This window comes from Caulobacter sp. Root655, from assembly GCF_001427665.1.
Lineage (GTDB): Bacteria > Pseudomonadota > Alphaproteobacteria > Caulobacterales > Caulobacteraceae > Caulobacter.
Genome location: NZ_LMHC01000022.1, coordinates 21,010 through 34,907, shown reverse-complemented (window position 1 = coordinate 34,907; position 13,898 = coordinate 21,010). Strand labels below are relative to the sequence as shown.

The following is a 13,898-nucleotide window of genomic DNA, read 5'->3' as shown; positions in this document are numbered from 1 at the left end:
CGAGCGCCCTGCCTCCTTCGAGGCTTCGCTGCGCTACGCACCTCAGGATGAGGAAGATAGTACAAGGCTCCTCATCCTGAGGCGCCCTCCAAAGGAGGGCCTCGAAGGACGCACGGCGTCGCTGCCGGTTCCAGCGTTCGGTTCTCTACGGGCCCTACAGCTCCCGGCCGCCGCCGTCGAAGATCGGATCCGGCTGCGCGTGGCTGGGCGCGGCGTGCTGGTGCTTGAACATCTTGTCCATGATCTTGGACGACCAGTTCTTCAGCATGTCCATGAACACGAACACCACCGGGATGTAGAGCAGGGACAGGAAGGTCGAGGTGATCAGGCCGCCGATCACCGCGATGGCCATCGGGGCCCGGAACTCGACGTCGGCGCCGAAGCCCAGGGCCACGGGCATCATGCCCGCGGCCATGGCCACCGTGGTCATGATGATCGGCCGGGCCCGCTTGTGGGCCGCGTCGAGCAGGGCCTCCTTGCGGGTCATGCCGCCCTTCATGGCCATGATCGCGTACTCGACCAGCAGGATCGAGTTCTTGGCCGCGATGCCCAGCAACATCAGGATGCCGATCAGGGTCGACATCGAGAAGCTGCTCTTGACCAGCACCAACAGGCCGAAGGCTCCGCCGATCGCCAGGGGCAGGGCGGCCATGATGGTCACCGGGTGGGCGAAGCTGCGGAACAGCAGCACCAGCACGACGTACATCAGCAGGACGCCGGTCACGAGCGCGGCGGCGAAGCCGGTCACCATCTCCTGGATGAACTCGGCGTCGCCGGCCGCCACCTCCTTGACGCCGGTCGGCAGGGACTTGACCGACGACAGGGCGTGGACGCGCTTGCTGGCTTCGCCGACCACGATGCCGTCGAGCTCGGCGGTGATCTCGGCCACCCGCGAGCGGTCCTGGCGCGAGATCTGCGAGGGGCCGGCGCCGTAGCGGACGTCGGCCACCGCATTCAACGGCACCGCGCCGCCGTGGCTGGACGGCACCTTGAGGGTCTCCAGCACCGACATGTCCTCGCGGGCGTCGTCGGTCAGGCGCAGGCGGATCGGCACCTGGCGGTCGCCCAGATTGTACTTGGGCAGCGACTGGTCGATATCGCCGATGGTGGCGACGCGCACGGCCTGCGAGATCGCGCCGGCCGAGACGCCGGCCCGGGCGGCCTGGTCGGGCTTGGGCGAGACGATGATCTCGGGCCGGGCGATGGCCGCGGTGTTGACCACGTTGGCCAGGCCATGGACGCCGCGCATCTGGGCCTCGACGCCCCGCGCCGCCGCTTCCAGCTGCGGACCGTTGTCGCCGACCAGTCGCAGCGTGTAGCTGGAGCCGTCGCTGGGGCCGCCGCCGTTGTTGCTGCCGGCCCCGATGCGCGCGCCGGGGATGGCTTTGAACTGGTCGACCATCTGGCGGCTGAAGTCGCGCTGGCTGATCCGCTCGCCCTTGGGAACGAGGTCGGCGGTCAGCTCACCCTTGTTGACGCCGTCGCTGCCGACCGAGGCGTAGACCCCTTTGACTTCCGGGCGGGCCAGAAGTTCGCGGGTCATGCGCTGGGCGATGGAGTCGGTCTCGTTCAACGTCGCGCCGGGCGGCAGTTCGACGCTGAACGGCGCGCGGCCGCGGTCGGCCGCCGGTTGGAACTCGAACGGCAGGCGCGTGGCCAGGAAACCGGTGCCGACCAGCATCGGGATGGCCAGCAGGGCCACGAGGATCTTGTGCCCCAGCGCCCAGTTCAGGCTCTTGAGATAGGGACCCATCCACGGCGGGTCCTTGTCCGGCTTGTGGTGGGCCTTGAGCATGTAGGCGCCCATCAGCGGCGTCAGCATGCGGGCGACCACCAGCGAGAACAGCACCGAGACGCAGGCCGCCAGGGCGAAGGCCTTGAAGAACTGGCCGATGATGCCCGGCATGAAGCCGACGGGGGCGAACACCGCCACGATGGTGAAGGTGGTGGCCACGACGGCCAGGCCGATCTCGTCGGCGGCCTCCATGGCCGCGTTGTAGGGCGACTTTCCGCCGCGCATGTGGCGGACGATGTTCTCGATCTCGACGATGGCGTCGTCGACCAGGATCCCGACCGTCAGGGACAGGGCCAGCAGGGTGACGCCGTTCAGCGACTGGCCCAGGGGGGCCATCACCGCGAAGGTCGGCAACAGGGACAGCGGGATCGCCACGGCGGCCAGGAAGGTGGCGCGCCAGTCGCGCAGGAACAGCAGCACCACCAGCACGGCCAGCAGCGCGCCCAGGCCCAGCGCTTCCAGCGAGGCGTAGTAGCTGTCCTCGATATATTTCACGTTCGAGGTCAGTTCGACGATCTTCAGCTCGGGATGGGCCTTGTCGAGCTTCTCGACCTCCTTGCGGACCTTCTCGGCGACCTTGACCTCGGAAGCCCCCCGCGAGCGGACCATGTTGAAGGTCACGACTTCCTGGTTGTTGAAGCGCGCCTGGCTGCGCGGTTCGGCCCAGTGGTCGGTGACGTCGCCCAGGTCGCCCAGGCGCACGGTCTCGCCGTTGTTCAGCTGGACGCGGGTCTCGCGCAGCTGGTCGACGGTGTTGGCCGCGCCCAGGGTGCGGATGGCGCGTTCGGAGCCCGAGACGGTCACCCGGCCGCCGGGCAGGTCGGCGTTGGCCGATTGCAGGGCCTGGCTGACCTCGGCGGCGGTGACGCCGCGGGCCGACAGGCGGTCGGGATCGAGGGCCACCTGGATCTCGCGGCTGACGCCGCCGCGGCGGTTGACCTCGCCGATGCCCTTGATGGCCAGCAGGGCCCGGCTGACGTCGTTGTCGACGAACCAGCTGCGCTGTTCGGGCGTCAGGGTCGGGGCCTGGACCACGTAGGTGATCAGCGGATTGCCCGAGATGTCGATGCGCGTGACGTTGGGAATCTGCATGTCCTGGGGCAGGGAGCTTTGCAGATTGGCCATGGCGTTGCGGACGTCGTTGGTGACCCGCTCGTGGTCGACGCCCAGCTCGAACTCGATGAAGGTCGAGGAGAAGCCGTCACCGACCGTCGAGTTGATGTGGCGCACCTGGCCAAGGCCGGCGATCGAGTCCTCGATCAGGCGCGTGACCTGGGTTTCCAGCTCGGTGGGCGCCGCGCCGGGGCGCGAGGCGTTGACGATCACCAGCGGCAGGTCGACGTCCGGATTGTCGTTGATCCGCATGCTGGTGAAGCCGGAGATGCCGGCGATGGTCAGCAGCACGAACAGCAGCAGGACGGGGATCGGGTTCTTGATCGCCCAGCGCGAGATGTTGTTGGGATTGGGGTTGGGGTTTTCCATCGCCGTTCCCTAGCGCTGGCCGGCCGCGCGGGCGGCGGACGAGGCGGCGATGGTCACGGCGTCGTTGTCGCCCAGGAACCCGGCGCCCTCGACCACCACCCGCTCGCCTGGGTTCAGGCCGCCCACGGCGGTGCGGTCGGCGTTGCGGGCCAGGATGTCGACGCGCCGGAACTGGGCGTGGTTGTTGGCCCCGACCACGTACACGCCGGGCTGGTTCTGGCGGTAGAGGATGGCGGCGGTCGGAATGGTCGGGGAAGGCCGCACGCCCGCCGCGATCTTGGCGCGGGCGAACATGCCGCTACGGAAGCCGCCGCCGGGCGCCAGGCTGATGCGCGCCAGGCCGACCCGGGTCTGGGCGTTGACCTCGGAGGTGACGATGCGGACCGTGCCGGTGGTCTCGCCGACCTGGTCGGAGGTGACCTTGGCCGGCATGCCGGCCTGGACGGCCAGCAGGTCGGACTCGGGAATCTCGGCGTCCAGTTCCAGGCGGCCATCACGGACGATGCGGAACAGCTCGGTCCCGGCCGAGACGATCTGGCCCTTGGTGACGCTGCGGCGGCTGATCAGGCCCGAGACCGGGGCGCGGATGGCGGCCTGGCCCAAGCGGGCGACCGTCTCGTTGCGCGAGGCGTCGGCGGAGGCCAGCTGGGCGGCGGCCGTCTGCTGGCGGGCAGTGGCGGTGTCGAGCGAGGCCTGGGACAGATAGCCCTTCTGCTGCAGTTCGCGTGACCGGCCCAGGGCGGCCTGGGCCTCGGCCAGGGTGGCGCGGGCGCTGGCCACGGCGGCTTCCTGCTGGTGCAGTTGGGCGCGCAGCATGGTGTCGTTCAGCGCCACCAGGACCTGGCCCTGGCGGACGGTCTGGCCTTCCTCGGCGTTGACCGCCACGGCGGTCAGCCCGCCGGTTTCGGCGCCGACCGGCACCTCTTCCCACGGCGTGACGGTGCCCGAGGCGTTGATCATGCGGGGCAGGGACTGGGTGACGACGACGGCGACGCCGACAGTCTGGCTGGCCGTGAGTTTTGGCTTGACCGCCGTGGCCTTGGCCTTGTCGCCGTGATCGCAGGCGGCCAGCCCCAGCGCGCCGATGCAAAGCACCAACGGCAACGCAGTCGAACGCAGGCCGCGTTTATTGATCCGTTGATACACGACGACCTCAGCTCCGATTTGAACAGTCCCCGCGTTCTAGCCGAGAAACGCGGTTCGCCGGATTAAATGATGGTAAGGCGCCGCCTGCCGGACCCCGGCGACGTTTTCGCCCGACGCGCGGCGTTGCGGGCGCCGAGGAACAGCGCGCCCATGGTCAGGTAGCTGAGCAGGCTTCCGGCGATGTAGTAGGCGCGCGGCGCGATCTGGGTGTCGAGCGCGGCGGCCATGTGGGTCAGCGTCACGACGCCCTGAAAACCGGTCGCCGCCATCGGCCACCAGCGGTCGCAGGACAGGGCCAGGGCCAGCAGGACCAGCAGCAGCAGGACATCGACGACGAACACGCCGCTCTGCGGGCCCGGCGTCAGGCTGGCGCTCTGCACCAGGGGGGTGGCGAACCAGGCGAGGATCATGGTCACGCCGGCGATCCGCTCGGGCCGCCCGCCGCGCCACAGGGCCAGGCCGCAGCACACGAGCAGGGCGGCCAGGCTGACCCATTGATCTAGCGTCTGGACGTACATGGATCACGTTCCGGCGCCGGCGCCCTGGAGCGACGGCGCATGACGTTCACGGGCCCGACCGCGCATGGGGGAACGCGATCGAGCCCGTGGCGCCAAGACCTGAAAGACGATGTGAGGATCAGGCGGCTTCGCGCGAGGTCGGCACGGCCTGCAGGCCGCCGATCAGGAAGGCGGGCGGCTTGACGCCGCCACCGCCGAAGGAGACGGCCGAAAGCCCGATGTCGTGCTGGGCCCGGCTGAGGTTCTTGTGGGTGTCGACGATGTTCTGCCGCGCCTGGCCCAGGGCCCGCATGGTCTCGATCGCGCTCACCAGGGCGTCCTGGCCAACCATCACCGACAGATGGGCGGCCTCGCGGGAGGTGGGCATCACGTTGGTCAGGGCGGCGGTGGTGGCGATGGCGGCGTCGATGGCCTTCTCGGCGGCGAACAGAGCCTCGGCCACGGCGTTGGCGGCGGTGCGGCGTTCCTGGAGCATTGCGTTTTCCTCGCGCCGGATCGGCGCTTGCTGAGGGTTTGGAGGGGAGGGGACGAGGCACGGCCGCGTCCCTAGAAGAGGCCGCTCAGGGCATGCAGTCCCGCCAGCAGAGATCCGAACGCGAAGGCGGTCGCGATCATCACGGCGGCGATGACGCCCAGACGTTGGGGGACGCTCAGGTCATTGGCGCCTCCCCAGATCCCGAAGGCGCGCCCGCCCTCGCCGGATCGTGCAGAAAGGTCTCGTCCATCAGGGCGCCGGCCACGCAGAGGATCTCGCGCAGCACCATCTCCGGCGGCTTGAAGGCGGCCTGTTTCCGCGTCGCGCTGACCAGGTCCGGGGCCATCAGCGCGCTGCTCGGCGTGACCGCCAGGCTCGAGAGCTGGCGCTCCAGTTCCGCCCAGGTGAAGGCCGGAACGGTCTCGTCCCGTGCGTTCGGCGTCGGCCAGGTCTGCTGGAACGTCTGGACCTCTTTGCGCAGGCTCAGGGCCCGGACGATCGCGTCCTTCTGGAAATCCGAAAGTATGTTCACGGGCTTTTCCTTCCTCGACCCGCGCAGTTGGCGGGGAGAAGGAGCGCGGCGCCAGCCGGGCCGTGTCGGACCCTGATCCGATCGGAGGGGGGGCGGCCGCCGCCGGGGAGGCGACGGCGCGGATCCGCGGCGAGACCAGGCGCGCGGCCTCGTAGCGGTCGGCGACGCCCAGCCGGCGCCGCGCCTTGTCGAGATGCCAGTCCACGGTGTGCTTGGACAAGCCCAGCCGGCGCGCGATCTCCTTGGAACTGAGATGCTCGTCGACGAGGCGCAGGCAGTCGCGTTCTCGGGCCGTCAGCCGATCAAGCCCGTCAACACCCTGGTCCACCCTAAGCCCTCGCGTCCATGCATCGGCCTTATGCCGACAGACGAGAGTAACAATGATATCTCAACCGTTAGGCAAGTCCGACGATGAAAGATTCGACGAGATTTTCCACAGGTCGACCGCGCCCTCGGTCGCGTGGCGGTCGATCTGGGCCAGTTCCTCGGCGGTGAAGCCGAGCGTGTTCAGCGCCACCAGGGAGTCCTCCAGCTGGGCCACGGTCCGGGCGCCGATCAGGGCCGAGGTGACGCGCGGGTCGCGCAGCGCCCAGGCCAGGGCCATCTGCGCCAGGCTCTGGCCGCGGGCCTTGGCCAGGGCGTCCAGGGCCTGGATGCGGGCCAGGTTGTCGGCGCTCAGCATGTGGCCGCCCAGCGAGCCCTCGCGGGCGGCGCGGGAATCCCCCGGCACGCCGCCGAGGTATTTGTTGGTCAGCATGCCCTGGGCCAGCGGCGAGAAGGCGATGCAGCCGACGCCGAGGTCTTCCAGGGTGTCCAGCAGGTCGCCCTCGATCCAGCGGTTGAGCATGGAATAGGACGGCTGGTGGATCAGCAGCGGCACGCCCTCGGCCTTGAGGATGGCGTGGGCCTGGCGGGTCAGCTCGGGCGAGTACGAGGAGACGCCGACATAGAGCGCCTTGCCCTGGCGATGCAGCTGGGCCAGGGCGCCCATGGTTTCTTCCAGCGGCGTCGTGGGATCGACGCGGTGCGAGTAGAAGATGTCGACATAGTCCAGGCCCATGCGCTTGAGGCTCTGGTCGCAACTGGCGATCAGGTACTTCCGCGAGCCGCCGATCTTGCCGTAGGGGCCTGGCCACATGTCCCAGCCGGCCTTGGTGGAGACGATCAGCTCGTCGCGATGGGCCGCGAAATCGGCGGCCATCACCCGACCGAAGTTCTCCTCGGCCGAGCCGTAGGGCGGGCCGTAGTTGTTGGCCAGGTCGAAGTGGGTGACGCCCAGGTCGAAGGCGCGGCGCAGGATGGCCCGGCCGGTCTCGAAGACGTCGGTCCCCCCGAAGTTCTGCCACAGGCCCAGCGAGATGGCCGGCAGGTCCAGCCCGCTGCGGCCGCAGCGGCGGTAGGGCATGGCGTCATAGCGGTTCGGGCCGGCGACATAGGGCGTTTGCACGGGGAGGCTCCTGGGGAGGACGAGGGTCGGGTTCGCGCGGTGATCCCCTCGGTCGTTCCGCGACGGCTCCCCCAGAGGGGGAGCATCTGGCGCGGCGTCAGCCAAGATCCTCCCCCTCTGGGGAAGGCGGCCCGGAGGGCCGGAGGGGGTTCATCGCGCTCAGGCGTCGCGGCGCGCGGCGACGGACTCGGTGCCGGGCGAGGCCGCGCGGATCAGTTCCAGCACGTCGACGATGATGACCTGCATGGCGGCCTGGGCGGCCGCGGCGTCGCGGGCCAGGATCGCGTCAGCCACGTCCTCGTGCGAGGGGATCGAGGCGGTATGGCCCTTGATGCGGTTGGTGAAGCGGATCGAGATGCGCAGGGCGGTGTTCACCAGCTCGTGCAGGTCGCGGTAGAACGGGTTCTTGGTGGCGTTGAGGATNTGGCCCTTGATGCGGTTGGTGAAGCGGATCGAGATGCGCAGGGCGGTGTTCACCAGCTCGTGCAGGTCGCGGTAGAACGGGTTCTTGGTGGCGTTGAGGATGGCCACGTGGAAGGCGATGTCGGCCGCCAGCGGGTCGTCCTCGCCCTCGGCGGCGACCTTCATGCGGTCCAGGGCCTTGCGGATGCCGTCCAGGCCGGCCTGGTCGGCGTTGCGGGCCGCCAGGGCGGCGGCGGCCGGCTCGATGCCCARCCGCATCTCGGTGAACTCGGCCAGCAGGCGCAAGCTGAACTTGCGTTCCAGCAGCCAGCGCAGCACGTCGGGGTCGAGCAGGTTCCACTCGGCCTCGGGCTCGACCACCGTGCCGTGGCGCGGSCGGGCGCTGAGCAGGCCCTTGGCGGTCAGCATCTTGACCGCCTCGCGGGTCACCGTGCGGCTGGCCCCGAACTGTTTGGACAGCTCGCCCTCGGTCGGGAAGCCGACCTCGGCATAGTCGCCGGTGACGATCGCGCGCAGCACGTCGGGGTCGAGCAGGTTCCACTCGGCCTCGGGCTCGACCACCGTGCCGTGGCGCGGCCGGGCGCTGAGCAGGCCCTTGGCGGTCAGCATTTTGACCGCCTCGCGGGTCACCGTGCGGCTGGCCCCGAACTGTTTGGACAGCTCGCCCTCGGTCGGGAAGCCGACCTCGGCATAGTCGCCGGTGACGATCGCCTGGCCCAGCGACTCCACGAGACCATAGGTCAGACTGAGGCCTGGCTGCGTTCGGATCGCCAAGTTGGTTGTCCCCCAAAGTGCGCGTCTAGATGGATCGGGTCCTGTGTAGCGTGCTTCGCTTGTGCCCGGAACAATCATGTCAAAGACGAAAGCCCCGCACGGCGAACCGTGACGGGGCTTGGGATTCAGGTCGAGTGGAAAGTCATCACCACCAGGCGGCGTAAAGGGCGATCAGGATCAGGACCACCCCGGCGCTGGCGATGTTGAAGACGTTGGTGGTCTTGTAGCTGACCCCCTCCAGCGACACGATGTTGACCTCTTTCTTCTGCGGCGCGATCAGCGACACCAGCATGGCCGCGACCAGGGCCAGCACGAAGACCAGGCCCACGCGGTTCATGAAGGGCATGTCGGGCATGCCGAACTTCAGGGCCAGGGACAGGATCACCGAGCCGGCCGTGGCCACCAGGGCGCTGGCGGTGGTGGCGCGCTTCCAGAACAGGCCCAGCATGAAGATCACCACGATGCCCGGGGTGAAGAAGCCGGTATATTCCTGGATCAGCTGGAACACCTGATCGGCGCCGCCCAGCAGGGGCTTGGCGGCCAGGATGCCGATGATCACGGCGACCACGGCGGTGATGCGGCCCACCAGCACCAGGTGCTGTTCGGAGGCGTCCTTCTTGGCCTTGGCGTAGACGTCCAGGGTGAAGATGGTGGCGATCGAGTTGATCTTGGCGGCCAGCGACGCGACGATCGCGGCCACCAGGGCGGCGAACACCAGGCCCAGCAGGCCGGGCGGCAGCAGCTTCATCATCTCCGGATAGGCCTGGTCGGGCTTGAGCAGGTTGGGCGCCAGGATCAGGGCGGCCAGGCCGGGCACCACCACGATCAGCGGCATCAGCAGCTTGAGATAGGCCGCGAAGGCGATGCCCTTCTGGGCCTCGGCCAGGCTCTTGGCGCCGAGGGCGCGCTGGATGATGTACTGGTTGAAGCCCCAGTACGAGACGTTCATCACCCACAGACCGCCGAACAGCACCGACAGGCCCGGCAGCTCCTTGTAGTGGGGGCTGGCCTTGTCCAGGATCATGTGGAAGTGCTCGGGGAACTTGGCCTGGATCTGCTGGAAGCCGGCCACCAGGCCGTGTCCGTCGCTGATCTTGTTGAGCGACAGGAAGACGATGATCAGGCCGCCGGTGATCAGCAGGGCCACCTGGACGATGTCGGTCAGGGCCACGGCCTTCAGGCCGCCCCACAGCTGATAGGCCAGGGCGAACACGCCGATGATGATCAGGGCGGTCATCTGGTCGACCCCGGTCACGGTGTGCACGGCGATCGAGCCCAGCCACAGGATCGAGGTCAGGTTCACGAACACGTACAGGCCCAGCCAGAACACCGCCATCAGGGTGCGCACGCTGGGGCCGTACCGCTGTTCCAGGAACTGCGGCATGGTCGAGATGTTGTTCTTCAGGAAGATCGGCAGGAAGAACTTGCCGACGATCAGCAGGGTCAGCGCCGCCATCCATTCATAGGAGGCGATGGCCAGGCCCAGGGCGTAGCCCGAGCCGCTCATGCCGATGATCTGCTCGGCCGAGATGTTGGCGGCGATCAACGAGGCGCCGATGGCCCACCAGGGCAGGGCCTTGCCGGCCAGGAAGTAGTCGGTGGAATCCTTCTTGTGCCCGCCCTTGTCGCGGGAAACCCACTGGGCCAGGCCGAAGATGGCGACGGCGTAGATCGCCAGGATGACGAAATCGATGGTTCTCACAGGGGTCCCCCCTTTAGGGCCGTATTCTCGTTGGTATTGGTAAGACGCTTCAGCTGCGAACTTCAGCATTCCAGGCCGCGACCAGGGCCTTGGCCCTTTGGCTCACGTCCTGGGCGGAATAGCCCGGGCGGTAGAGTTCGCCGCCGACGCCGATGCCGGCGACGCCGGCCTCGATCCACGGCTTCAGATTGCCCGCGCCGACCCCGCCGACGGCGTAGACCGAGACGTCCCTGGGCAGCACGTCGCGCACCGCCTTGATGTGGCCGGGGCCGAACGTGCCGGCCGGGAACAGCTTCAGCGAACGGGCCCCGGCCTTGACGGCGGCGAAGGCCTCGCTGGGCGTGGCGAAGCCCGGCATGACGGTCAGGCCCAGGCCGACGGCGTGGACGATGACCTCGATGTCGATGTTGGGCGTGACGATCAGCTTGCCGCCGACTCCGACTACCTGGTCCACCGCCTGCGGCGACAGCACGGTGCCGGCGCCGCACAGCGCCTGGTCGCCGAACGCCGCGCACAGCTTGCCGATGCTGACCAGCGGGTCGGGCGAGTTCAGCGGCACTTCGATGGCCTGGATTCCGGCCTCGACCAGGGCGGCGGCGACGTCGAGAATCTCCTCGGGCTTCACGCCGCGAAGGATCGCGACGATCGGCGGGGTCTTCGTGCCGGGCGGGTTAAGCAAGGACATGAACTCCACTGTTCTTGGTAGAAGACAACGTTGTCAATCCGGCCAGGACGGCCGCATCGCCGTCCACGGCGACGCTGGAACCGCCATGGGCGGCGATGGCCTGGGCGTAGAGGTCGCTGAGGGCCGGGGCGCCGATCAGCGACACCTGGCCGAGATTCCCAAACCAGCTTGAAGCGCTAGCGGTATCACCGCCGATCAGCAGGCCCGACAGGAAGCCCATGGCCTCGTCCTTCGACAGGCCGTCCAACAATTGGCGGCTGCGGGTCTCGAAAATCAGGTGCGGCAGCACCGCCGGGCCCTTCTCGACGATCCGGGCGACGCCCCGGGCGAATCCGGCGGACACCTGGTCGGGCGACTCGGCCCCGTCGCCCGACGCGGCCCTGGCCAGGATCGAGTGCTCGCGCAGCAGGGCGAAGATCTCGCCGACCGGGGCGGTGAGGAAGCTGGTGATCGCCCCGTCCTCGACCACCACCCACTTGGTGTGGGTGCCGGGCAGGGCCAGCAGGCGCCGGCCTTTGGCGAGGTCGGGGTTCATGGCCAGGGCGCCGAGGATCTGGGTCTCCTCGCCGCGCATCACGTCCGGTCCGCCCAGGGCGTTGATGCACGACAGGCCCGGGACGATGGCCACGGGCAGGCCGTCGGCGTCCAGATGCAGCAGCCGTTCGCGGATGTCGGCCGCGCCGGCCGGGCAGGGGGCGTAGGGCGCCTCGACCCAGCCGTTGCGCGAGCCGACCATGCCGCACAGCAGGGCCCGCGACGGCCCCGCCTCGCGCCAGTCGCCGACCAGCGACAGGAACGTGTCGCGCGGCGAGGCGGTCAGGGCGCCGACGCCCGGACCGTCGCGGCGGTCGAGCACGCTCTTGCCCTGGCGCAGATAGAGCCGCAGCCGCGAGGTGCCCCAGTCGCCGAAGATCGTGACGGACGGGTCCATCAATGCGACTCGCGGGTGACCACCGAGCCACTGGAGCCGACCAGGAAGTCCAGGTCGCAACCCTTGTCGGCCTGCAGCACGTGGTCGATGTAGAGCTTGGCGTAGCCGCGCGTCGCCTTGGGCGGCGGCTGGTTCTCACGCCAGTGGGCCAGGCGGGTCGCCATCTCCGCGTCGGAGATCAGCAGGCTGAGCGAGCGGCCGGGACCGTCGAGCACGATCTCGTCGCCGCTCCGGACCACGGCCAGCGGACCGCCGGAGTCGGACTCGGGCGAGACGTGCAGAATGACGGTGCCGAAGGCCGTGCCGCTCATCCGGGCGTCGCTGATGCGGACCATGTCCTTGACGCCCTTTTCCAGCAGCTTGGTCGGCAGGGGCATGTTGCCGACTTCCGGCATGCCCGGATAGCCCTTGGGGCCGCAGCCCTTGAGCACCAGGATCGAGCCGGCGTCGACCTCGAGGTCGGGATCGTCGATGCGGGCCTTGAAGTCCTCGATGGTCTCGAACACCACCGCCTTGCCCTTGTGGCTGAGCAGTTCGGGGCTGGCGGCGCTGGGCTTCATCACCGCCCCGCCGGGGGCCAGGTTGCCACGCAGCACCCAGATGCCGCTGTCGGGCTTCACCGGGGCCTCGACCGAGCGGATCACCTCGGCGTTGTAGACCTCGGCCTGCGCATACTGGGCGCCGATCGGCGCGCCGGTGACGGTCAGGGCGGTGGGGTCGAGGAACGGCTCCAGCTGCTTCATCACCGCCGGCACGCCGCCAGCATAGTGCAGGTCCTCCATCAGGAAGCGGCCCGAGGGCTGCAGGTCGACCAGCAGCGGCACGTCGCGCGACAGGTTGTCGAAATCCTCCAGGGTCAGCTCGACGCCCAGGCGCCCGGCCAGGGCCAGCAGGTGGACCACGGCGTTGGTCGAGCCGCCGATCGCCGCGTGGACGCGCAGGGCGTTCTCGAAGGCGGCGCGGGTGGCGACCTGCGACATGGTCCGGCCGTCATGCACCATGCGCACGATGGTCCGGCCGGTCTCGTGCGACATCGCCTTGCGGCGGGCGTCCACGGCGGGAATCGAGGCGTTGTAGGGCAGGCTCATGCCCATGGCCTCGACGATCGAGGCCATGGTCGAGGCGGTGCCCATGGTCATGCAGGTGCCGGGCGACCGGCTCATGCCGCTCTCGGCCGACATGAAGTCGGGCAGGGTCATCTCGCCGGCCCGGACGGCCTCGGAGAACTTCCAGACGTCGGTGCCCGAGCCGATGTCCTTGCCGCGGAACTTGCCGTTCAGCATTGGGCCCGAGCTGATGACGATGGTCGGCAGATCGACGCTGGCCGCGCCCATCATCTGGCCCGGCGTCGTTTTGTCGCACCCACCCAGCAGCACCACGCCGTCGATCGGATTGCCGCGAATCGACTCTTCGACGTCCATCGCCAGAAGGTTGCGGAACAGCATGGCGGTGGGGCGCATCTGGGTCTCGCCCAGCGAGATGGCCGGGAACTCCAGCGGCAGGCCGCCGGCCTCCCAGACGCCGCGCTTCACGTGCTCGGCGATGTCGCGCAGGCCCGCGTTGCAGGGGGTGATTTCCGACCAGGTATTGCAGATTCCGATCACCGGCCGGCCGTCGAACACGTTATCCGGCAAGCCTTGGCTCTTCATCCAGCTGCGATGGATGAACCCGTCGCGATCCAACTTGCCGTAGCTGCCGCTGCTGCGGAAGCGACCGCCCCCGTTTCCCTGACTCATGTTCTTCCCTGACGCCACGGACGACTACGCGTGTCCGGTACGTTGCATTTATAGTATAATAATGATGGTTGCAAACGCCTGGGGCGCTGTGACGCATTGCCAGAACCGACCTAAAGCTGTGATTTTCCTGCTGGCACGCGGGTTTACCACCAAGGCCTGTGGCCCAAAAGTCGCCCTTCCGTTCGAAATGATAGCGCTATCAATTTCGACTTGTAAGTATCACTTATATGACTAAAGGTCCGCTCCAGATCG

The 13,898-nt window shown here is 68.6% G+C and carries 11 protein-coding genes and 3 pseudogenes; all 14 read right to left on the bottom strand.

The window, feature by feature from the left end; all coding sequences use genetic code 11:
* Positions 1–154: 154 nt before the first annotated feature.
* Entirely contained in the window at positions 155–3,277 is a 3,123-nt protein-coding gene (locus ASD79_RS14060) for an efflux RND transporter permease subunit (protein ID WP_056722687.1), read from the bottom strand.
* 9 nt (positions 3,278–3,286) lie between these two features.
* Complete coding sequence (locus tag ASD79_RS14055; protein WP_235524467.1) at positions 3,287–4,372, bottom strand: efflux RND transporter periplasmic adaptor subunit; 1,086 nt, start codon at positions 4,370–4,372, stop codon at positions 3,287–3,289.
* A gap of 113 nt (positions 4,373–4,485) precedes the next feature.
* Positions 4,486–4,941 carry a hypothetical protein gene (locus tag ASD79_RS14050; protein ID WP_056722683.1) on the bottom strand — a complete coding sequence of 152 codons (456 nt, stop codon included), beginning with the start codon at positions 4,939–4,941 and terminating at the stop codon, positions 4,486–4,488.
* Positions 4,942–5,059: 118 nt separating this feature from the next.
* On the bottom strand, positions 5,060–5,416 hold the full coding sequence (locus ASD79_RS14045) for a hypothetical protein (RefSeq protein WP_056722681.1): 357 nt from the start codon (positions 5,414–5,416) through the stop codon (positions 5,060–5,062).
* A gap of 175 nt (positions 5,417–5,591) precedes the next feature.
* The gene (locus ASD79_RS25145; protein ID WP_056722679.1) at positions 5,592–5,948 is read right to left on the bottom strand and encodes a hypothetical protein; all 357 of its coding nucleotides are present in this window, start codon (positions 5,946–5,948) and stop codon (positions 5,592–5,594) included.
* Between the two features lie 148 nt (positions 5,949–6,096).
* A pseudogene (locus tag ASD79_RS25140) lies at positions 6,097–6,276 on the bottom strand (helix-turn-helix transcriptional regulator); the annotation flags it as partial.
* A gap of 60 nt (positions 6,277–6,336) precedes the next feature.
* Positions 6,337–7,395: an L-glyceraldehyde 3-phosphate reductase gene (mgrA, locus tag ASD79_RS14035; protein ID WP_082584939.1), complete on the bottom strand. Its 1,059-nt coding sequence runs from the start codon at positions 7,393–7,395 to the stop codon at positions 6,337–6,339.
* 159 nt (positions 7,396–7,554) lie between these two features.
* Positions 7,555–7,818, bottom strand: a pseudogene (locus tag ASD79_RS25135) (FCD domain-containing protein); the annotation flags it as partial.
* 1 nt (position 7,819) lies between these two features.
* Positions 7,820–8,379, bottom strand: a 560-nt coding sequence (locus ASD79_RS25130) for a FadR/GntR family transcriptional regulator (RefSeq protein ID WP_235524466.1), incomplete at its 3' end; no start/stop codon positions are given.
* A gap of 117 nt (positions 8,380–8,496) precedes the next feature.
* A pseudogene (locus tag ASD79_RS25540) lies at positions 8,497–8,670 on the bottom strand (FadR family transcriptional regulator); the annotation flags it as partial.
* A gap of 67 nt (positions 8,671–8,737) precedes the next feature.
* Positions 8,738–10,294 carry a sodium/sugar symporter gene (locus ASD79_RS14025; protein WP_056722677.1) on the bottom strand — a complete coding sequence of 519 codons (1,557 nt, stop codon included), beginning with the start codon at positions 10,292–10,294 and terminating at the stop codon, positions 8,738–8,740.
* A gap of 49 nt (positions 10,295–10,343) precedes the next feature.
* Positions 10,344–10,979 carry a 2-dehydro-3-deoxy-6-phosphogalactonate aldolase gene (locus ASD79_RS14020; RefSeq protein WP_056722675.1) on the bottom strand — a complete coding sequence of 212 codons (636 nt, stop codon included), beginning with the start codon at positions 10,977–10,979 and terminating at the stop codon, positions 10,344–10,346.
* Positions 10,966–11,910 (bottom strand): 2-dehydro-3-deoxygalactonokinase, encoded by a 945-nt coding sequence (locus tag ASD79_RS14015; protein ID WP_056722673.1) that lies wholly within the window; start codon positions 11,908–11,910, stop codon positions 10,966–10,968. The genes ASD79_RS14020 and ASD79_RS14015 overlap by 14 nt, the downstream gene beginning before the upstream one ends.
* Positions 11,910–13,646 carry an IlvD/Edd family dehydratase gene (locus tag ASD79_RS14010; protein ID WP_056722671.1) on the bottom strand — a complete coding sequence of 579 codons (1,737 nt, stop codon included), beginning with the start codon at positions 13,644–13,646 and terminating at the stop codon, positions 11,910–11,912. The genes ASD79_RS14015 and ASD79_RS14010 overlap by 1 nt, the downstream gene beginning before the upstream one ends.
* Positions 13,647–13,898 lie beyond the last annotated feature (252 nt).

What these genes read in the sequence shown, in the direction of transcription:
- ASD79_RS14045 (WP_056722681.1), bottom strand. Translation starts at nt 5,416, where the DNA reads ATGCTCCAGGAACGCCGCACCGCCGCCAACGCCGTGGCCGAGGCTCTG.
- ASD79_RS14060 (WP_056722687.1), bottom strand. Translation starts at nt 3,277, where the DNA reads ATGGAAAACCCCAACCCCAATCCCAACAACATCTCGCGCTGGGCGATC.
- ASD79_RS14020 (WP_056722675.1), bottom strand. Translation starts at nt 10,979, where the DNA reads ATGTCCTTGCTTAACCCGCCCGGCACGAAGACCCCGCCGATCGTCGCG.
- ASD79_RS14010 (WP_056722671.1), bottom strand. Translation starts at nt 13,646, where the DNA reads ATGAGTCAGGGAAACGGGGGCGGTCGCTTCCGCAGCAGCGGCAGCTAC.
- ASD79_RS14015 (WP_056722673.1), bottom strand. Translation starts at nt 11,910, where the DNA reads ATGGACCCGTCCGTCACGATCTTCGGCGACTGGGGCACCTCGCGGCTG.
- ASD79_RS14050 (WP_056722683.1), bottom strand. Translation starts at nt 4,941, where the DNA reads ATGTACGTCCAGACGCTAGATCAATGGGTCAGCCTGGCCGCCCTGCTC.